The sequence below is a fragment of the Gemmatimonadota bacterium genome (assembly GCA_040388625.1).
Classification (GTDB): domain Bacteria; phylum Gemmatimonadota; class Gemmatimonadetes; order Gemmatimonadales; family Gemmatimonadaceae; genus Fen-1247.
The window spans coordinates 572,662-593,266 of sequence record JAZKBK010000004.1; the positions used below are offsets into that span (position 1 = coordinate 572,662).

The following is a 20,605-nucleotide window of genomic DNA, read 5'->3' on the forward strand; positions in this document are numbered from 1 at the left end:
GGATTCACCCGCCGCATCCATTCATGTGCAATCGAAACCACCCGAACACCAGTTCCCCAAATGGCCGCGTACGACGTCGTCATAGGGAGCAATTCAGGATTGGCCGAGAGCTGTGATTCCGCCGAAGGCTGGGATGATGACATCTCACATGCGGGCACTGATTCGGTCTCGATTGCATTATAAGTGACAGGCACGGATGCATCCGTGCCCCACATTTATTTGCCATCGTTTATGCGTGCGGCGCGACGGTGTTGAATCAATTGTTCGCGGACGCCGCGCCGGCGGGGTGGGCGATGGGTGGGTTTATCGCGTCATCATCCGATTTCGATTGCACCTGAATGGGCCAGGCGTTGCGCGACATCGTATCGACGCGGCGATCATCCAATTTCGATTGCGCGTAAATGGGCCAGGCGCGGATACATCCGCGCCCTACGCATGACTACCAATTCGGCGCGTGGTTGGGCGTCGTCGGGCATGACCACCAATTCGGCGCGTGGTTGGGCGTCGTCGGGTGTGACTACCAATTCGGCGCGTCGTTTGAGCGTCGTCGGGCATGACTACCAATTCGGCGCGTGGGTGAGCGTCGGCGGAAATGCGATGTCGTCTGTCGCCAGTCCGGCGTGCGATCCCCCGGCGTCTTCGGGTATATTTCGGGTATGACGGACGATGGCCGCACTGTTATTCAGCTCCATGAGCGCATCGTGTCGCCGGCCGCCAGCGGTCGCGATTTCTCGGCGGAGCTGAACCCGGATCAGCTCGCGGCGGCGACGCACGGGGAGGGCCCGCTGCTGATCGTCGCGGGTGCGGGCAGCGGCAAGACGCGCACGCTTGTGTATCGCGTGGCCCACCTCGTGGATCGCGGTGTGCGGCCCGAGCGGATTCTCCTCTTGACGTTCACCAGACGCGCCGCACACGAGATGCTGTCACGCGCCGAGCGGCTCATCGGGAGCGCCAGCCGGAACGTGCATGGCGGGACGTTCCACGCGACCGCCCATCGGCTGCTGCGACGCTTCGGACCTGCTGCCGGCCTGCCACGTGACTTCAGCATCATGGATCAGGGCGACTCGGCCGATCTGATGCAGATCTCGCGCGCGGCCCTGGGCTTCGGTGCCGGCGCGAAGCGTTTTCCGAAAAAGGAAACACTGCACCATGTGTACTCGCGCCACGTGAATACCGGCATCGCGATGGAAGACATCGTGCGCGACGAGTATCCGCGCTTCATCGAGTTCATCCCCGATTTCACCCGGTTGTACGCCGACTATACCCTGCGCAAGCAGGAGCGCAATCTCGTCGATTACGACGACCTCCTGCTGCTGTGGGCTATGCTGCTCGAGGCGAGCCCCGAGCTCGCAAGCGACATCGCGGGATTGTACGATCACATCCTCGTGGACGAGTATCAGGACACGAACGCGCTGCAGGCCCGGATACTCCGCGGAATGGCGCGCGGGCACTCCAACGTCACAGTGGTCGGCGACGACGCGCAGAGCATCTATTCGTTTCGCGGCGCCACGATACGCAACATCCTGGACTTCCCTGCCCAGTTTCCCGGGACGCGCGTCGTGACGCTGGATCGCAATTACAGATCGACGCCACAGATACTCGGCACCAGCAACACGCTCATCGCACATGCGGGCGAGCGATTCGCGAAGACTCTCTGGACTGATCGCGCTGCCGCCGAGCGACCGCTGCTGGTGACGGCGCGTGACGAGCCGCAGCAGACGCGATACGTGGTGGACAGGATCCTGGAACTGCACGAGGAGGGCATCGCTCTTCGCAACATCGCCGTCCTCTTTCGCGCGGGATACATGTCCGCCGACCTCGAGATCGAGCTGGCCAACAGGAAGATCCCGTTCGAGAAATGGGGCGGCATCAAGTTCCTCGAAGCCGCGCACGTGAAGGATGTGCTCGCATTTCTGCGCGTACTGGAGAACCCGCGCGACGAGGTGAGCTGGTATCGGCTGCTGTTGCTGCTTCCTGGGATCGGCGAGGCGACTGCACGCTCCGCAATGGAGGCACTCGCTGCAGCTGCGTGGGACTCGGCGGCATTTGGCGGTTTCGTGGCTCCTCCGCGTGCCCGCGCGGCACACGCGTCGCTGGTGGCGTTGCTCGGGACGTTGCGATCGGCCCCCGAGGCGGACGACGCCCGCGTTGCGCGCGAGATCGGGCATGTACGCACGATGTACGACGCGATAGTGCGCGACCGCTACGACCGTCCGGAGCCGCGCCTTGCGGATCTGGATCAGCTGCAGACCATCGCGGCTGGCTTCCCCGATCGCACGACGTTCCTGTCGGCGCTCGCGCTGGAGCCGCCGAGCGCAACTCAGGATTTTGCCGGTGCCTCTGCTGACAGCGAGGACGATGCGCTGGTCCTGAGCACTGTCCACTCGGCGAAGGGCAAGGAGTGGGACGCGGTGTTCGTGATATCAGCTGTCGATGGGCTGTTCCCGTCGACACGCGCACTCGGCAGCGATGAGGACACCGAGGAAGAGCGGCGGCTGATGTATGTCGCGATGACGCGGGCAAGAGACTATCTGAGCGTTGTGCATCCTCTCAACTCGTACGGCAGTCAACGCGGAGCGGATTACTCTCTGACGCAGCTATCGCGATTCGTGGATCCGGAGGTTCGCGCGACGATGCAGCACGTTGCGCTGGGGTCGGATGACAGGCTGGCGGAGCACGTATCGGTGGAGCAGCGAGGGCCCGTGGTGGATCTGCGGGCGTTGCTGAGAGGGCGATTCGGCGCGGTGTAGTGGAGTGGCGTCGACCGCAAGCGAGCGCCTATCCAGCTGGTTGGAGCGCGAGCAAAAAGGAGCGGGTCCCGGCATGACTGCCGGAACCCGCTCCTTGTTTCGCAACGTTGCAACTTCTTGTCAGGACACGTGCGTTGCGCTGCTACTGTCCGAGCAGCTTATCGTTCGGATTCTTGTCGACCAAAGATACGACCGCACCAGAGGTAGTGCCTGCGATGACGGTCGTGGTGCCGGCTGCCGGGCAACTCGGAGCCGAGCCTGAGCTCGTCAACGTGTAGGCCACGGCCGGTGGTGTAGCGATCGCGGTAAGGACCGATCCCGCCTGTTGCGCGCCGCCAATCGGATCCAGCGGTGGCACCGACGATGATCCTGCGAATGCGGCGGCACCAACGGGGAGCAAGCCGTCCGCGAGCAGAGGCGTGGTAGTACCGGCGCCAGTGGCAGTCACACGGTATGTCGATGCGGCCGGCGAAGAAGCTGCCGCCGCAAAGTTGGCGTACTGGCTCACCGCTCCGAACGCCATGCCAGTAAAGGCAGGCGTACCGGATACAGCGCCGCCCGCGGCGGTTGCTGCAGAAACGAACACATCAACGGACGCTGCGTTACCGACCGCATCGATGGCGCGCACAGCGAACGCACCAGCCGCCGCCGCCGGGAATGCATCGTCAGTGAGTATCAGGCGCTGCTTGGGCGTGGCGCCCGCCTTCATGTACCCTGCATGCACCACCGTGTAATAGTGATTTGCAGCGAACGTAAAGGTCGTATCAAGGAGTACCTGGCTGACGACCGACGGGCCATTGCAGGCTGCCGTAGTCGTACCGGACGGGAACACGCGGATCCGGTGCTGTCCGGGCGGAACGGCACGATAAGCACCGCTGTTGCCGCGGTACTTGATGCTCGCCTCGTTTGCGTTGGTAACGACATCAACGATACGGTAATCCATGTCGATTGTGTCGGGAACAGCATTCACCCAGCGAACCGCTGCGTGCGGCTCGGGGGTTATGACGGTCGAGACACTATCGCCGGAGCACCCCGCGAACAGCACCAACCCTGCCACGGGGAGCAGACGGTAAACTTTCATTGAATATTCCTCTCCAAGGGTGAGCACGACGTCATTGTATTTGCGTCGGTGGGTTTTCACCGGTGTTCTTCGATCCAGGACCTGAATCGCCAAACCCGGTTGCATGCAGGACGACTATGATCGCGACGATCGCGGCGACCAACCCGATCGCCGTGACCGTCGTCTTTGATTGAGAGAACGTCTTGGTGCTTACGCTCGTGATCGAATTGCGCGACAGCATCACCGTTCCTCCTGGAAAGCCTGTAGAGCTTCCGTCGAGGTAGTCGATGTGAGTGACGCTGACACCGAGCAAACTGTCTGTGACCGAAACCACCTTGCCATCAAACGTCGCGACATCGTCACCAAGATCGGCCGTAAGAGCAACCCGGCCGACGTTGTTTACGCGGATCTGGACGTTCTGTCCGGCGGTGAGGTCAGACGGCGCCTGCATCTGGTAGGTGTAGCAGCCAGTAGTCAGCAAAAGACCGCAGACACCGACCGACGCCATCAGCGCAACGAGGCCACGTGGCGCAAATCGCGCCACGCACCTCACTGCGTCAGGCAGTGCTCGATGGATCATTGAGCTTCGCACCTAGCCTTTAATCAGTAGCCGTAAGATCCGAGTGCAGCGGCGTCCTTGCCACCGGGCCCGCCCGTCGTCCACGCCTTCATGCTCCTCACGTCCGTCTCCTGGTACGGAACGGGGAAGTTGAGCGCGGTATACTGCGCCAGGTCGCCCCAGCCGCGGCTATCGAAGAACCACGCGCCGAGATATGTATAGGCCGTTTCCATGCGCTTTTCCCACTTCATCGCCTCGAAGATATTTCCGCATGTTGCGTGAGCGAAGTCGGGACCCGTGGGAACGCGTGGTACGCAGGAATTCGCCGCTGCACCGACAGCGATTGGCTGCGTAGCGCTTGTGATCCCGGTGATCGGCGGAAGGTTGCCCTTGGCCACGCGGGAAATGTTGATCTTTGCCATTGCGTTTACGAAATCCCCCTTCCGGATGTAGCCTTCCGCGGCGAGGAGATCCAGTTCAGCGCGCGTCATGATCGGATACGGGCCTGCGCGACCGCCATCGTTCCAGAGCTGGAACCGATAGAAGTCATACTGAGACAGGTTCCACGGATCGCCAGACGGGTCGCTGGACCTGCGGTTTCGGAAGTAGAGGTTGGTGCGCGGAGGCTGCTGCGCAGTTCCGGCGCCCGAGCTGACCTGCTGCGCCGCGCGCGTGTCGCCCGCGGGGAAGCGTTGATCCGCCGTGCGGACGATGAAGGCGTAGCGGTTTCCGAGCGACGTTGCGATCCAGGCGTCGTAGCAGTTTCCGCCGTTCGGGTCACCCTGGTTTGCAGCGGTGCACCCAGCACGTACGCTATCGGCCATGCCAATGATCATCGGACTCTGCTGCGCCCAGGTGTCGAACAGATAGTGCTGCTCGTCACCAACGCGCCACGGGGCGACGGTCGTCATCGTGATGTTCAGATCGTTCGGCAGAGCAGCGTTGGCGTCCGCGATGACTTGCGTCCAGTCAACTGCAGCACGATCCGTGGGAGTACGCGCGACCTCGGCGCGGAAGCGCGCCTTGAAGCCGCGAACCATCTGAATGAACTGTGCAGCGGTGAACGCATTTCCGTTCACCCACGTGCTGGGCAGCGTGAAGCCAGCACCACCGCCGGCGCCGTTTGGCGCGCTTCCAAGCGCGATGGCCCGAGTCGCCGCTGCGATCGCCGAATCCATCTGAGTCAGAATGACGGGCATCGCGGCCACCCCGCCCACGAACTTGCTCGGCGGATTCGCGATGGTGTCCGTCTCACTCACGATCGAGAGTGAGTCGTACGCAATCGCGACGGTGGCATTAGCGAATGCCATCGTAAAGTATGCGAATGCGCGGGCGCGAAGATCCTGCTGGGCACTTCCCAGAGTGAAGCCTTTCGAGTTGAGCTGAACCAACCCATTTGCCGCGGTGCGTGCGGCACGCTGGCTTCCCTGATAATTGTACGCGTTGTTTCCAGCATACGTATCGGTGCTGTTGTTGGCGATGGGGGAACGCGGAATGCTCCCGCGCGGACCCAGGCCGTCATTTGCGAGCGACGACGCGTTCTCGAAAGCCATGGTGAGCAAAGCCGGCTCGATATGTCCGGCGATACCCGATCCGCCGGTCGCGCCCTGCGCGGCGTTGTACGCCGAGCCGAACGAGTTGGCGATCACGCTTTCGACGTCACCGGGTCGCGCCAGAACACGCGCGACGTCGGGATTGTTCAGATTGGGTGCGGTTACCTGGTCTCCGGCGCAAGCGCCGAGACCTGTCACCGCGACAGCGATATAGAACAGCTTTCGCATTCTCTCCTCATGGGTACCCTGACGGACTCACGCCCGCCAGGGATTCGCGGTTTTAGAAGTTCGTGGACAGTGATAGTGTGAACGTCCGCAGGTTCGGGAACTGGTAGGCATCGACGGCGTTGAGCACCGCCGAACCTGGCGAGTTCGCGCTGGCACCACCCGTGCCGGATACGGCGCCGTAACCCACTTCAGGATCGAAGCCCTTGTACTTTGTCCACGTCTTGAGGTTGCGACCGGTACCGGAGATCGACCAGTCACCGCCCAATCGGCCAAATGCACCGATGTGGAATGCAACCGTTGCTTCGCGAAGCTTCACAAAGCTTGCATCTTCGGTAACTGCGCTGTTGGGGCCGAGAATGTCGTAGAGTCCGCCAGTTCCCGAGCCGTTGTCAGGCAATGCCGCGCGGTAGTAGTAGCCGAGTGGCTTGACGGTCGAAACATCCTTGCCCGTCTGCTGGTCATCGACCGACAGGAAGTCGAGGAAGCCCCAGCCGCGGCCCTGGTTGTAAACGCTGCGTCCCTTCGATGCATCGAACAGTACCGATCCACTGAGGCGCTTGTAGCTCGCGTTCTGACCGATGCTCCACCGATAAGTTGGCAGTGCGTGACCCAGGGGGACGATCATCGCCGCGCCAGTGGAGTCGCGCTGGATCATCGGCATGCCCCAGTTGATTACCTGGCCGGTGTTGAAGTGCGACTGGTCGCCGCCCGCTGACGTCGAGAAGAACGGGCTGTTGAGCGGAAGACGCGCCTGCCACAGATTCTTCGTGATGCCATCGGACGGAGTGTTGCCGGAGCCGGTCCAGACGATATATCCATCCGAATTGGCCTGGAAGTCCTTACCGGTGCCGCACGCGCCCTGTGCTGCGGTTGGCAACTGGCCGCAGCTGGTGATGAATTTGCGGCCGTAGAACGTGCCGTACTCCTCGCCCTGACGGACGAAGAACAGCGAGCCGGTTCCCTGTGCCGATGCGCCAGCGGTGAATGCTGGAACGTTGAGCTTGGTGATCTTCGACTTGGCGCGGTCATAGCTCAACCGCGTCGAGGTGCTGAAGTTGGTGCTGTTGACCCAGGGGATGTTGACAGACGCTTCGAAGGACCGACCCTGGAGCGTACCGGCGTTCTGGTACTGCTGCGAGTAGCCGTAGTACGAAGCGACCGGAACGACCAGGATCTGATCGCGTGAATCGGTTTTGGATGACGTTACGCTGAAACCGATGCGGTGAAACAGCTCACCATCGAGGCCGAGTTCGGTTTCAACAACGGTTTCGGGACGCAGGTTGCGGTTACCGAGGGTCACCGGATTGCCGACGTTTCCTGAGCTCAGTGAGTAAGTCTCGTACTGCGAAACGAAGGCTGGACGGTTACCTGCGGACCCGACCGACGCGCGCAGCTTGAACTCGTCGAGGGCCGGGATGAACCACCATGGCTCCTGAGCTACGCGCCATGCCAGCGATCCGCGGCCGAACGTCGACCACCGATGTCCGGAGCCGAACAGCGAGCTTGCGTCGCGACGTACGAGTGCGCCGATGATATAGCGGTCCTTCCAGTCGACGTCTTCGCTCAGGTAGTAGCCGAGGCCGCGAACGGTGGTGAGACTCGAGCCAACCGTCTGCGACGGCGTGCCGGAAGGTGTGGAGCCGATGTTTGCCGCGTTGGGCAGGCCCACCACACCGAGCCAGTTACCCGACAGCACCTGATAGTTGTAATCGGTGCGGTCGAACAGATACCGCAGACTGGTCCGGGTATTGAAGTCAGTGAAGAACGTGCGTGTTGCGATTGCGTCGACGCTCGCATTGTACTGCTGCTGTGCTTCAGCGCGGCGCGCAAGGAATCCAGAATTGCTCGTTCCCGCAGGACCGGTCGTCGTGCGATAGCCCTTGTCCTGGAACGAGATCGCTGTTGCCGCAGTTCCGTCGTAGCTGAAGTTGAAGTTCATCGAGAACCACGTCAGCGGACGCCACTGCGCAGTGCTACCACCGGTGAACCGGTTGGTCGCCGTGGTCTGCGCATAATTCTGCAGCTCATAGAGCGGGTTGAAGTTCTGCGACCCACCACCCTGCAGGTTGGGGCGGATGTAGAGGCGACCGAACTGATCGACCGCGTCGAGATTGACGATCGGTGGCGTGCGGGTAAGGCGGAAGAACGCTGCGCCGCCATCTTCTTCCTGATAGCCGTCCTTCGTATCGTGCGCGAAGGCGCTCGTGACGTCGAAGTTCCAGTTATCGGTGGTACGGCCGGCGTTGAGGCGCGCGGTGGCGCGCTGGAATCCGTTGAGATACTTGATCGCACCACGCTGCTGCGTGTAGTTGCCGCTTGCGAACATCGTGTTCGGTCCGCTCTTGCCACGGATCTCGACGTTCTGCTGAACGTACGGCTTCGGATCGACGAACTGGCCGACCGCGTCGTAGTTCGTGCCGGGCCATCTGTCGATCTGGAATGTGTTCTTGAGCGCGGATCCAGTCACCGTCGAACCCGGATCGACCGGGAAGGTGGGTGGAGTCTGCGCGAAGACGTCCGGATAGCTGTTGATGAAGCTCGCGACGCTCGCATAGTCGATCGATCGCGCGCAGCTGTTGGACGCGAACGTTCCGGTTGCAGGTGCTGCGTACGCGCCGGATACGTTGATGCAGAACCGCGTAGCGGTCGGATCCATGCGCATCGCAGTGGTCTGCGCGATCGGCAGCTTGCGCTCTATGTTGCTAGTGCCGTAATCGGTCCGGAAGGCAGTGTGAAAGCCGTCCGCTCCCGCCTTGCCTGTCTTGGTGGTGATGGAGATAACGCCGTTACCAGCGCGCGTTCCATACAGCGACGCTGCAGCTGCACCCTTGATGACTTCGATGTTGTCGATGTCGTTGGGGTTGATACCGCCAAGTCCGCCGCCGCCGGTCGCCGACATCTGGTCACCCAGAATGATTCCATCGACCACGTACAAGGGCGCGGTCCCGCGTCCCTGCGTGGCGATGGACGTTGGTGCACGAAGCAGGATGGCGGGCGGAGCACCAGGGCGGCCAGAAGCCGACGTGATGTTGGCGCCAGGAACCTTCCCCTCGAGTGCGGCCAGAGGATCGGTGGCTGCAGTCTTGGTCAGATCCGCAGCATCGACGCGCGTGATGTTGAACGCGAGCTTCTTCTGCTCCGTTCCCGCGGTGACGCCTGCAACCACGACTTCACTCAAGCGGTTGATGTCCTGTCTGAGCTTGAAGTCGATGGTCTGCGAAGTGGCAGTAGTGATCTTGCTGGTCGGTGTGAAGCCAATCGCGCGAGCACGCACCGTAATGCTGGTTGCTCCGCGAAGACGCGCTGGCGTGAGTGTGACGGTGTAGTGACCAACCGCATCGGTCGCCACCGAAACGTTCAACTCGTTGATGTACACGTTCGCGTTCGCGAGCTTCTGGCCCTGCTCAGAAGTCACGGTTCCGCTTATAACAACTTGAGCCTGGGCTTTAGCAAAGCCACTTACGGCTAACATCGCGAAGGCTACCAACCCTTTTCGCAATATCGGCATCAAACCAGTGCGCCTCATTCCACTCTCCCTGCAGATGGGTTCCATGCGACACTCCACAGCCGCGCAACGACAGACCAGCGAGTCAACGGAAATCCTCCGGAAACGGGTTGCGGTTACAACAACGCGACGGAACTACTGCCGGGCAAAGGAGTACCTCACCGTCTGACAGTGAGTGTCAACGGTGCGCTTCACCCTGCCGGAAGGCTTATCCAGCCGTCCGGATCTTTTTGCGTGCTTATTGGTTCTTTATGCAGCCCCTACGTTACGGCATAAAAAGTGGGTGTCAATGAAAGAATTATTGACACCATATTAAGAACACGCTAATTATTTAGGGACTTTTCGGCCGATATCTACCGGGCGGCAGCCCTCACTGCCGCGAAAGGATCCTTTCGATTGCGCTTCGCTACGGCGATTATCTGGCGAATCGTCAGCCTCAAATCGTAGTGGTTTCGGGCCCATAACTGATCGAAGGTGTCCAGCCCGCTGCCGTAGACCCGCCGCGCCAGAAGCGCCGCGTTGTCGAGCTTCACGCGCCGGGCGTACAGCGGAGAAATAGTGCCGAGTCGCGGGGCGATGCTGTCCACCAGGACTCGACGCGCCGCTGCATAAATCTCCTCTCGCGCAGCGAGCCGCGCGGCCCTGTCATTCGGGTGCGCCCTGAACGCTGAATCCAGCGTATGGCTCAAGCCGCTCCAGAACGCGCCCAACAACTTGTCGTCCGCCCACCGGGCATCCACCCGGGCAGCAGATGCAGAGTCTCCGCGCGATCTGAACAGGGCCGCGGCACCTCGCGCCCCCACAAAACTCGCGAACGACTCGTTGAACGGCACCGATCCCGGGGCGTAATACGTGTTGTGCGTCACCTCGTGGATCACGGTATTGGCCAGTTCCAGCGAATCGGCGCTCAGAGTCGTGTTGAGCAACGGGTCGTTGAAAAAGCCGAGCGTACTGAAGGCTGATGACGGCCTGAGGTAGACGTCGAAGCCCTGGGACTCCAGGTCCGCCGCAGCGCGTCGAGCGGCAGAAAAATCAAAGAAGCCCTTGTACGGCACCCGTCCCACAACCGGGAACCACCATGTATACGGCACCAGCCGGTCGCGGTAGGCCGCCGAGAGCACCAGGACCAGGGTGTCGTGCTCGACGTGGGAGTAGGTGGTGAAGCTTTCGCCGGTGTTGAGCCCCAGGGAATCGTGGGCGTACTTCCGAGCCGCCTCCACAATCGTGAGCTTGGCCTTCACCTCGGCTGGCGTGCGTGGATCGGCGATCATTGCCGGTATGGGCCGACGCCGGCTGAGGATCCGGGCCTCCTCCCAGGCACCACGACCGAGATAGCAGGCAGTAGGCCCCACGACGATCAGGGCCGCTCCCACGATCACAATTGCGACTGGGAGCAGCGCCTTGCGCACCGTTCGCTTGAGCGAGCGAGAACTCGCCCCCGGTGCCCCTTCTAGGCGCATGGACGGGTGCCTATCCTTAACGGGTGTCCTTCGTTCATCTCCACTGCCACTCGGAATATTCCCTGCTCGATGGGGCGAACCGCATCGAGGACCTTATCGCCCGTGCGCTCGAGTTCGAGCAGCCTGCGCTGGCCATAACCGACCATGGGAACATGCATGCCGCCTGGGAATTCCAGGAGCGGGCCAAGAAGGCGGGCATCAAGCCCATACTCGGCATGGAGGCGTACGTAGCACCCGGCGACCGGCGGTCGAGACAACGCATTGAAAGTACAGGGGGAGGAACCTCCAGATCCCGGGCGTATTACCATCTGGTGTTGCTGGCGCAGAACGCGACCGGGTACAAGAATCTAGTCAAGCTGTCGTCGCTGGGTTACACGGAAGGCTTCTACTCCAAGCCGCGCGTGGATCGTGAGCTGCTGACGCGCTACAGCGAGGGGATAGTCGTATCGTCGGCGTGCATGGCGGGCGAGATTGCGACGCATCTTCTGGCGGACAACTGGGACGCGGCGCGCGAGACTGCTGCATGGTACGCGGAGCTGTTCAAGGACCGGTACTACCTGGAAGTGCAGGCGCACGACAGCGGCGACCAGGCTCTGCTCAACGAGCGCGTGTTCAAGCTCGCGGAAGAGATGGGACTGCCGGTGGTTGCGACCAACGACGCGCACTTTCTGCGGCACGACGACCACGCGTCGCACGACGTGCTGCTGTGCATCGGACTGGGCAAGAACGTGTCCGACGCGAACCGCATGCACTACGACGACGGGCTCTACTTCAAGAGCGCTGACGAGATGCGCGAGCGGTTTCCGGCGCGTGGCGACGTACTCGAGAATACGCTGCGCATCGCCGAGGAATCGGGGATCGAGTTCAAGAAGAAGTATCACGTGCCGTCGTTTCCGCTTCCGAAGGGAGTCAAGAGCGAGAACGAGCTGCTCGTGAAGCTCACTGAACAGGGTGCGCACGAGCGATACGGCGACGTACTGTCAGAAGAAGTCGAGACGCGCATGCGTTACGAGCTCGACGTCATAACGAAGACGGGGTACGCGGGCTACTTCCTGATCGTGTACGACTTCATCAAGGCCGCACGCGACATGGGGATCCCGGTTGGTCCGGGACGCGGATCCGCGGCGGGGTCGCTCGTCGCGTACGCACTCAGGATCACGAACGTCTGCCCGATCAAGTTCGACCTGCTGTTCGAGCGCTTTCTGAACCCGGAGCGCGTGTCGATGCCTGACATCGACGTCGACTTCTGCTTCGAGCGGCGCGGTGAAGTGATCGACTACGTGCGTCAGAAGTATGGGCGCGATTCCGTGGGGCAGATCATCACGTTCGGTACGCTCAAGTCACGTGCAGCTGTGAAGGACGTGGGACGCGTGCTGGGCTTCACGCCTGGCGAGACGGACGCACTCGCGAAGCTGATTCCGAATCTTCCCAACTATTCGCTGACGGTACGCGAGGCGGTCGAGAAGATTCCTGAAGTGAAGACGCTGTACACGACGGACGAGCGATACAGCGAGCTGCTCGACTACGCGATCGCACTCGAAGGTCTGTCCCGGCATGCCGGCGTGCACGCAGCGGGCGTCGTGATCGCGCCGGGTCCGCTGGACAACTACGTGCCTGTTTGCACGCAGTCATCGAAGGGCGCGGGGAGTCAGGGAGACGAGAGCATTGTCGTAACACAATACGACATGAACGGGCTCGAGAAGGCGGGGATGCTCAAGATGGACTTCCTCGGCCTCACGACGCTCACGATCATCACTGACGCTGTTGCAAACGTGCGCGCACGGGGGCGCGAGATCCCGGATCTGGACGACATTCCGCTGGACGACAAGGAGACGTATCACATGCTCCGGCTCGGGAAGACGGCGGGCGTGTTCCAGTTCGAATCTCCGCTTGCGACCGAGCTCGTGCGTTCATTGCGATGCGACCGCTTCAACGATCTGGTGGCATCGAATGCGCTGATGCGTCCCGGTCCGCTCGACGCGGGGATGCACAAGGTCTACATCCGTCGCAAGCGCGGTGAGGAGCCGATCACCTACGCGTTGCCGGAGCTCGAGGAGTTCCTGAACGACACGTACGGCGTGATCACGTATCAGGAACAGGTCATGCGTATCTCGCAGAAGCTCGCGGGAATCTCGCTGGCCGAAGCTGATGTGTTGCGCAAGGCGGTGGGCAAGAAGGATGCGGAGCTCATTCGGAAGGAGCTGGGCAAGTTCATCGAGAAGGCGGTTGCGCTGGGACATGATCGCAAGATCATCAACGAGATTGCGGCGCAGATCGAGACGTTTGGACGTTACGGCTTCAACAAATCGCACGCCGTGGCGTACTCGATCATCTCGTACCAGACCGCGTGGCTCAAAACGCACTTCCCCGCCGAGTTCATGGCGGCGCTCTTGTCGTCGCAGATCGGGGATACGGACAGCGTCGTCAAGTACATCAACGAAGCGAGAGAGATCGAGCTCGAGGTACTTCCGCCAGACGTGAACGAGTCGAATTACAAGTTCACGGTGATTGCCGACAAGAAGATACGCTTCGGGCTTGGCGCGATTCGCAACGTCGGCAAGAGCGCGATCGAATCCATTCTTGAAGCGCGTAAAGCGGGCCCGTTCACCTCGCTGTTCGACCTGTGCAATCGCGTCGATCTGCGCATGTGCAACAAGCGCGTGCTGGAAGCGATGATCCACGCGGGCGCGCTCGATTCGCTCGGCGGCCACCGCTCGCAGCTCGTGGCGGCGCTCGATACGGCGATTCGCGAAGCGTCGCTGGCGCAGGAAGACGTCGCCAGCGGTCAGGTGTCGATGTTCGGCGACGCACTCGGCGCAACGTCCAAGCCGGCGCATCAGACGACGCTGCCGAACGTGGCTCCGTGGCCCGAGAGCGAGCGACTCGCGAACGAGAAGGCTATACTCGGCTTCTACACGTCGGGACATCCGCTGGAGCCGTTCCGCGCGGAATGCGAGCTGTTCTCCACCCATACCGTCAGCGACCTGGGCACGTGGACAGGTGAGTCGATGTCGTTGTGTTGCGTGATCACGACGATCAAACGGCAGACGAGCAAGAAGACCGGTGCGGAATTCGCGCGTCTCACGATCGAGGATTTTTCGGGGTCGGCGGAAGTGCTCGTCTTTCCCGAGGCATGGAGCGTGATTCACGACCAGGTGAAGGCGGACGTGCCAGTCGTGATGAAGGGCGGCTATTCGAGACGCGACGAGGGGGCGGACAACCCCACCTTCATCGTCGAGTCGGTGACCAAGCTTGCGGAGAAGCGGACCAACGGGCAGGTGGCGGTGGCGATAGCGCTGGCGCCCGGGATGCCGCTGGATCCGACGGTAATGCGGGACGTGCAGGAAGTGGTGCACGCCCACCCCGGAACAGCTCCGCTGGAGCTGCGGTGGAGTGACGGCAACGGCGGCTCAGCGCGCTGGCGGTCGAGGTCGCTCAAGCTGTCAGCCGATGGCGTGGCCCTCAAGGAATTGAGATCGTTGCTCGGAGACGGGTGCGTTTCGGTAGTTTTAGGGACATAGGAGGTCCGAATGGCGACTGCAGCAACGACCATGGATTTCGAGAAGCCGATCGCGGAGCTCGAGCGCAAGATCGACGAGCTCAAGCACGCGCCGGGCGATCGTGCCGTGAACGTCGACGACGAGATCATCTCACTCGAGCGGAAGCTGAGCGAGCTACGTGGTGACATATACAAGAATCTGACTCCGATTCAGCGCGTGCAGGTCGCGCGCAATGTTCGGCGTCCGTTCATGCTGGATTACGTCGCGCGCATCTTCACCGACTTCGTAGAGCTGCACGGCGATCGCGCATTCCGCGACGACGCGGCAATCGTCGGTGGATGGGCACGCCTCGATGGCGAGACGGTGATGCTGGTGGGACATCAGCGCGGACATGACACCAAGGAAAATCTCCGGCGCAACTTCGGAATGCCGCATCCGGAGGGCTACCGAAAGGCGCTTCGCCTGATGAAGCTCGCGGAGAAGTTCCACGTTCCGGTCCTCACGTTCATCGATACGCCGGGTGCGTACCCGGGACTTGGTGCTGAAGAGCGCGGGCAGTCCGAGGCGATCGCGCGGAATCTTCTTGAGATGAGCCAGCTTCAGGTCCCGATCATCGCGACTGTGATAGGCGAGGGTGGCTCCGGCGGCGCGCTCGCGCTGGGCGTTGCGGACCGCGTGTTGATGATGGAGAACGCGGTCTACTCCGTCATCACTGTCGAAGGATGTGCCGCGATCCTCTGGAAGGACGGCAAATCTCCGGAGATGCGCGACCGTGCGGCGAACGCGCTGCGCATCACGTCGCCCGACCTGCTCGAGATGCGAGTGATCGACGAGATCGTGCCGGAGCCGGAAGGCGGAGCGCACGCAAACCACGAGGCCGCTGCGCGCTCGCTTGCCGAGGTGCTCAATACCAATCTGGAAGAGTTGCGCAAGCTGCGGCCTGAGCGGTTGGTGAGGCGACGCAGGCAGAAGTATCTGAGGATGGGACAGTGGGCAGAATGAACCCGCGTACGTCGCACCTGACGTGGGCAGGCACGGAGGCCTGCCCATACACGTCTTAGCACCGCACAATGCATCTCATTGAAGTAGCGTTTCGCGGTAATCGGAAGGAGTTCTTTGGCTGGGAGGGTGAGACACCGCCTCCTGCTCGCACGGCGGTGATCGTTGAAGCGGATCGCGGTGAGGACCTGGGTACGGTGCACGCGATTGGCGAACTCGCGGCGCAGCGCAATTCCGGTTGCGCGCACGGTTGCGGCGAGCCGGTACGGAAGGCGCTGCGTATCGCAACCAAGCGTGACGTTCGGCAGAGCGAATCGCTTCAGAAGGCGAACGACGACGCACGACAGCGCGCCGCGGACAAGGTGCGCGCCGCGAATCTTCAGATGAAGATCTCGGACGCCGAGTGGCAGTGGGACAAGAAGAAGCTGACGTTGTATTTCACCGCCGAGAAGCGCGTCGATTTCCGGAATCTCGTGCGAGATCTGGCAGCGGCGTTCCGCACGCGCATCGAGCTCAAGCAGATCGGCGTGCGAGACGAGGCCAAGCGACTGGATGGCATTGGGCGCTGTGGCCGCCAGTATTGCTCCGCAGCGTGGCTGCCGGAGCTTCGACCGGTGAACCTGGGCGTGGCAAAGGATCAGCGGCTATCGCTCAATCCGTCGCAGATATCGGGCGCGTGCGGGCGTCTCATGTGTTGCCTGCGTTACGAGCACGAGTTCTATGTGGAGACGCGTCGGCGCTTTCCGAAGGAAGGACGCATCGTCATGACGACGGTGGGTGAGGAGAAGGTTCTGACCGTGGATCTGTTCCGCGAGGCCGTCACGCTGCGGAACGCGGAAGGTGTACTGCGGACCATTCCGCTGGAAGCGTTCAACGGCGAAGTCGCTGGTCGTCCGGCACCAACGCCGCCACCGTGCGACGACGACACCGACGAGTCATCGGAAGAGATATCCCCGGAGCTGATGTACACCTCGGAATTCGCGATTCCGGAGCCCCGACTGGTCATTCTTACCGAAACCGTCGAGACCGAGGTAGCTCCACCCGCGCAGACGCGGAAGCCTGAGCGTCGCCGTCGCGGCCGCCGGGGCGGAAGCGGAAGCGGCGATGGTGGGAGCGCCAACGGCTCCGGTGCGCCCAGGCCGAACGACAGAAAGGGGCCAGCGAAGGAAGGCTGACCGGCCGAGCCACGGCTTTGACAGCTGTTATAAATTGCGACGTGCCCAACAAGTACTATATCACCACAGCGATCGACTACGCCAACGGCGACCCGCACCTGGGGCACGCCTTCGAGAAGATCGGCGCTGACGTCCTGGCCCGGTACCACCGTCTTCGTGGCGAGAAGGTGCTGTTCGTCACCGGCATGGACGAGCACGGTCAGAAGGTCGCGCAGTCCGCGGCCAAGGAAGGCCGGACCCCTCAGGCACAGGTCGATGAGATCGCGCGCAGATTTCAGGAGGCGTGGGCAGCGCTCGGAATATCGTACGATCGCTTCGTGCGTACCACGAGCGAACAGCACAAGATCGGCGTCCGTGCGCTGATCGAGCGCATTTTCGAGCGTGCTCCGGACAACTTCTACACCAAGACGTACGCCGGATGGTATTGCGTCGGTTGCGAGGCGTTCAAGACCGAGGAAGAGATCGTCGACGGCAAGTGCGTGCTGCATCCGACACGCACCCTCGAGTGGGTCGAGGAGCGCAACTGGTTCTTCCGGCTGAGCGCGTACGCAGATCGTCTGCGGACGTTGATTGCGAGCGGGAACTTTCTGCAGCCACGAAGCCGCGCGAACGAGATACTGTCGCTGATCGATCAGGGGCTGGAAGATGTGTCCGCGAGTCGCGCGCGCGCGGGATGGGGAGTTCCCTTCCCTCGCGACACGGGCGATGGCGAGCCGCAGACGACGTACGTCTGGTTCGACGCACTTCCGAACTACATCACGGCTGTGGGTTTCCCGGATACCAGCGGGGAGTTTGCGAAGTGGTGGCCGGTGGACGTGCATGTGATAGGCAAGGACATCACGCGCTTTCATGCGCTCATCTGGCCGGCGATGCTCATCGCGGCGGAGCTTCCGCTGCCAAAGCTGGTGTGGGCGCACGGCTTCGTCCTGCTGGGCGGCGACCGGTTCAGCAAGTCCGCCGGCGTCACGCTCGATCTGCAGGACGCAGTTGCGCGATTCGGCGCCGACCCGTTCCGGTACTTCCTGATGCGCGAAGTTCCGTTCGACGCTGACGGAAACTTTTCATGGGAGCGATTCGAGGAGCGTTACAACGCCGATCTCGCAAATGCGTGGGGCAATCTCGCCAGTCGCACGATCGCGATGATAGAAAAGTATCGCGGCGCGATCGTCCCGCCCGCGGAACCGAACGAGCTCGATGCAGTCGACGCTGCCGACATGGCCGCGTATGACGCTGCGATGCAGGACAATCTTCCCAATCGCGCGCTCGAGTACATCTGGGCAACGGTCGCCCGCGGGAACGAATACGTGGACCGGCAGGCGCCGTGGAAGCTTGCGAAGGATCCGACAAGGCAGGATGAGCTTGACGCCACGCTGGCGGCGCTGGTGCGGCAATTGACGCGGCAGGCGATTGCGTTGTCGCCGTTCATGCCGGGGCGATGCGCGGAACTCCTGTCACAGCTGGGCGCACCGGCGGATTTCCTCGCCACGCCCGGGAGATTGGGCGATGGCGGCGTCACGACGTTCGATGTGACGGGTTGGCGCGTGGCGAAAGGCGCGTCGTTGTTCCCGAAAAAGGAGACGGCATAGACCTCGCCACGCGCCGAATTGGTGGTCCTGCGTAGGGCGCGGATTCATCCGCGCCTGGCCCATTCAGGCGCAATCAGAATTGGATGCCTGCCGGGTTCGTTAAATGCGGCACAATGCCGTACGTGACAAACGTCGTCATCGTAAATACCGTTCCAGAAACGCCGCCGTTGTTTCGTATGATTGAATCCAGTGCGAATGCAACAACCATTCGTGCGTTTCGTCGGGATAGATGAGCGTTTCGACGTGCACACCGCGGTTGCGCAGGTCCTCCGTCAGCTGCACGGTCTGCCTGAAGTCCACGTTGCGGTCGTCGTCGCCTTGAATCAGCAGCACTGGTGCGCGCCAGTGCGACAGATCGCTCATCGGCGACGACGCGTACGCGAGGCGACGTGCCTTCATCTCGCGATCCTCGTCCCACGTGTCCTCCATCCTGCTCCACTCGAGATTCCAGTCGTGCACGCCGGCGAAATCCACGCCGACCTTGTAGTCGGCCGGATCCCGCGCGAGCGACAGCGCTGTCATGTAACCGCCGTACGACCCTCCCCAAACACCGATGCGCGCGGGATCGACTTCACGCCGCGCACGTAGATAATGCGCTGCGGCGATTGCGTCGCGCGCCTCGGCGCCGCCACCCGGGCCGTAGTCGAGCGCTTCGCGGAAATCGAGTCCGTAGCCGATTCCGCTGCGGTAGTTTACCGACAGTACGACGTAGCCCCGGCTCGCGAGATACTGATTGAGTCCGTAAGCGTTGTGGTAGTAGCCCATCGGATTGAAGCCAAGCAGCATCTGGCGCTGGGACCCGCCGTGGTAGAAGACGACGGCCGGATGTCGCTTTCCGTCGCGTGCGGTGGGCGGGAGAAAGAGCTGTCCGTGCAACAGCAGGCCGTCGGTGGATCGGAAGGTGACCTGCTGCGGAGTCGCGAGCTGTGCCGAGGGAAAATCGGCTGGGATTGCGGTTGGAGCGAGATCGGCGATGGCGCCGCGTTCCCGCAACATCGCGGGCCGCGCGGGCGTCGTCGCGCCCGAGTGAAGCAGCGCAACACCGCCCTGCAGAGCCGCCGGCCCCCACTCGATGCCGCCTCCAGACGTCAGGGGTGTCGGCGCTCCACCGCTCGCAGGCACCGACCAGATGTGCAACAGGTCGATCCTGTTCCCTTCGTTCGCCGCGTACAGGATGCTGTGTCCATCGATTCCGGCCGTGGCCGACACTACCTCGCGCTCGCCAATCGTGAGCGCTACCGGTGCCGCAGATGTAGCAATGGCGGATACCGAGTAGAGTCTGTTCCAGCCTCCGGACTCCCATGGGAACGCGATGCGATTGTCTGCAGTCCAGATGATCTGATCGCGTGAGTCGGTGCGACGGAACATGCTTCCCGGCCCGGACGCGGCGCGCCAGAGCTCGCGCGCGGTACCCGTCGCCGGATCGGCGACGAGAATTGACCATCGCTGCCCGGTACGCCTCAGCGCGTGCTGTGGCTGCCGCGTGATGGTCGGCTGCCTTATGAATGCGACAGAGCGTCCATCCGGCGACCAGACGGGATAGCCGTCATCGTCCACCGACGGATCCATGTACCGAAGCGTCGAATCTCGCACGTTGAATACGCCGATGAACGAGTGATCGACACGAGTGCTCGTGAATGCTATCGCCGAACCGTCCGGCGACCATCGGATGTTTCCGTCGCGTCCGCGCCCGACGAACAGCCGCCTTTCGTGGGCGCCGCTATCTAACGTGACCGTGTAGATCACGCCGCCCCGCGTAAAAGCCACGATCTTCCCATCCGGTGACGGCTCCGGTGACGCGCCCTCGGCGAGCGAACGCGGTGCGCCGCCATCGATCCGAGCCAGCATCACAAGCTGGCTCCGGCCATGCGCGTCGAGCGCGGGATTGGGATACTCGCCACGATCGTTCCTGCCCGATCCGCGTACGAACACCACGCCGCTCCCGTCAGCGAGCCAGCGAGGCGAGCTCATTTCCCAGCCGTCGTCGGCAGTGTATGGCGTGATTGCACGCGCACGCCAGTCCGGTGCGCGCGCGATCCAGAGATTTTCGGGGCCGGCCTGATCGAAGACCCAGGCGACCGCGTCCCCATGCGGCGACGCAACAAAATCCGTCGGAAACGGCGCGCTCAGTATCTGCGGGATGGTGAACGACGGCCTGGTTGTCTGGGCATCAAGAACGGACGCTGCGAGAGATGCGAATGCCAGGAAGACAAGTGAAGGATTGCGCATG

11 protein-coding genes are annotated in these 20,605 nt (G+C 62.2%); 5 read left to right on the plus strand and 6 right to left on the minus strand.

The features are described 5' to 3' along the window. Positions 1-656 precede the first annotated feature (656 nt). A complete protein-coding gene (locus V4529_11250) occupies positions 657-2,750 on the plus strand; it encodes an ATP-dependent helicase (GenBank protein MES2358899.1) in 2,094 nt (697 codons plus the stop codon). Between the two features lie 142 nt (positions 2,751-2,892). On the opposite strand, the gene V4529_11255 is transcribed toward V4529_11250, so the two are convergent. The 5 genes from V4529_11255 to V4529_11275 all read right to left on the minus strand — a co-directional run bounded on the left by V4529_11255 (position 2,893) and on the right by V4529_11275 (position 11,115). After that, entirely contained in the window at positions 2,893-3,831 is a 939-nt protein-coding gene (locus tag V4529_11255) for a DUF4397 domain-containing protein (GenBank protein MES2358900.1), read from the minus strand. A gap of 31 nt (positions 3,832-3,862) precedes the next feature. After that, positions 3,863-4,390 carry a hypothetical protein gene (locus tag V4529_11260; GenBank protein ID MES2358901.1) on the minus strand — a complete coding sequence of 176 codons (528 nt, stop codon included), beginning with the start codon at positions 4,388-4,390 and terminating at the stop codon, positions 3,863-3,865. Between the two features lie 23 nt (positions 4,391-4,413). After that, positions 4,414-6,150 (minus strand): hypothetical protein, encoded by a 1,737-nt coding sequence (locus tag V4529_11265; protein ID MES2358902.1) that lies wholly within the window; start codon positions 6,148-6,150, stop codon positions 4,414-4,416. A gap of 52 nt (positions 6,151-6,202) precedes the next feature. Continuing rightward, the gene (locus V4529_11270; GenBank protein MES2358903.1) at positions 6,203-9,565 is read right to left on the minus strand and encodes a SusC/RagA family TonB-linked outer membrane protein; all 3,363 of its coding nucleotides are present in this window, start codon (positions 9,563-9,565) and stop codon (positions 6,203-6,205) included. A 443-nt stretch (positions 9,566-10,008) separates the two neighbouring features. After that, positions 10,009-11,115: an aminopeptidase gene (locus V4529_11275; GenBank protein ID MES2358904.1), complete on the minus strand. Its 1,107-nt coding sequence runs from the start codon at positions 11,113-11,115 to the stop codon at positions 10,009-10,011. Positions 11,116-11,138: 23 nt separating this feature from the next. Here V4529_11275 and dnaE point away from each other — a divergent pair, with 23 nt between their 5' ends. The 4 genes from dnaE to V4529_11295 all read left to right on the plus strand — a co-directional run bounded on the left by dnaE (position 11,139) and on the right by V4529_11295 (position 18,375). After that, positions 11,139-14,636: a DNA polymerase III subunit alpha gene (gene dnaE, locus V4529_11280; GenBank protein ID MES2358905.1), complete on the plus strand. Its 3,498-nt coding sequence runs from the start codon at positions 11,139-11,141 to the stop codon at positions 14,634-14,636. Positions 14,637-14,645: 9 nt separating this feature from the next. Beyond that, positions 14,646-15,617, plus strand: coding sequence for an acetyl-CoA carboxylase carboxyltransferase subunit alpha (locus V4529_11285; protein ID MES2358906.1), 972 nt, complete (start codon positions 14,646-14,648; stop codon positions 15,615-15,617). 68 nt (positions 15,618-15,685) lie between these two features. Beyond that, a complete protein-coding gene (gene ricT, locus V4529_11290) occupies positions 15,686-16,789 on the plus strand; it encodes a regulatory iron-sulfur-containing complex subunit RicT (protein MES2358907.1) in 1,104 nt (367 codons plus the stop codon). Between the two features lie 41 nt (positions 16,790-16,830). After that, complete coding sequence (locus V4529_11295; GenBank protein MES2358908.1) at positions 16,831-18,375, plus strand: class I tRNA ligase family protein; 1,545 nt, start codon at positions 16,831-16,833, stop codon at positions 18,373-18,375. A gap of 135 nt (positions 18,376-18,510) precedes the next feature. On the opposite strand, the gene V4529_11300 is transcribed toward V4529_11295, so the two are convergent. After that, positions 18,511-20,604: a prolyl oligopeptidase family serine peptidase gene (locus V4529_11300; GenBank protein MES2358909.1), complete on the minus strand. Its 2,094-nt coding sequence runs from the start codon at positions 20,602-20,604 to the stop codon at positions 18,511-18,513. Position 20,605 lies beyond the last annotated feature (1 nt).

Bases quoted from the DNA above. Each gene is read 5' to 3' on its own strand.
- V4529_11250 (MES2358899.1), top strand. From the start codon at position 657: ATGACGGACGATGGCCGCACTGTTATTCAGCTCCATGAGCGCATCGTG.
- V4529_11255 (MES2358900.1), bottom strand. From the start codon at position 3,831: ATGAAAGTTTACCGTCTGCTCCCCGTGGCAGGGTTGGTGCTGTTCGCG.
- V4529_11260 (MES2358901.1), bottom strand. From the start codon at position 4,390: ATGATCCATCGAGCACTGCCTGACGCAGTGAGGTGCGTGGCGCGATTT.
- V4529_11265 (MES2358902.1), bottom strand. From the start codon at position 6,150: ATGCGAAAGCTGTTCTATATCGCTGTCGCGGTGACAGGTCTCGGCGCT.
- V4529_11275 (MES2358904.1), bottom strand. From the start codon at position 11,115: ATGCGCCTAGAAGGGGCACCGGGGGCGAGTTCTCGCTCGCTCAAGCGA.
- V4529_11285 (MES2358906.1), top strand. From the start codon at position 14,646: ATGGCGACTGCAGCAACGACCATGGATTTCGAGAAGCCGATCGCGGAG.
- ricT (MES2358907.1), top strand. From the start codon at position 15,686: ATGCATCTCATTGAAGTAGCGTTTCGCGGTAATCGGAAGGAGTTCTTT.
- V4529_11300 (MES2358909.1), bottom strand. From the start codon at position 20,604: ATGCGCAATCCTTCACTTGTCTTCCTGGCATTCGCATCTCTCGCAGCG.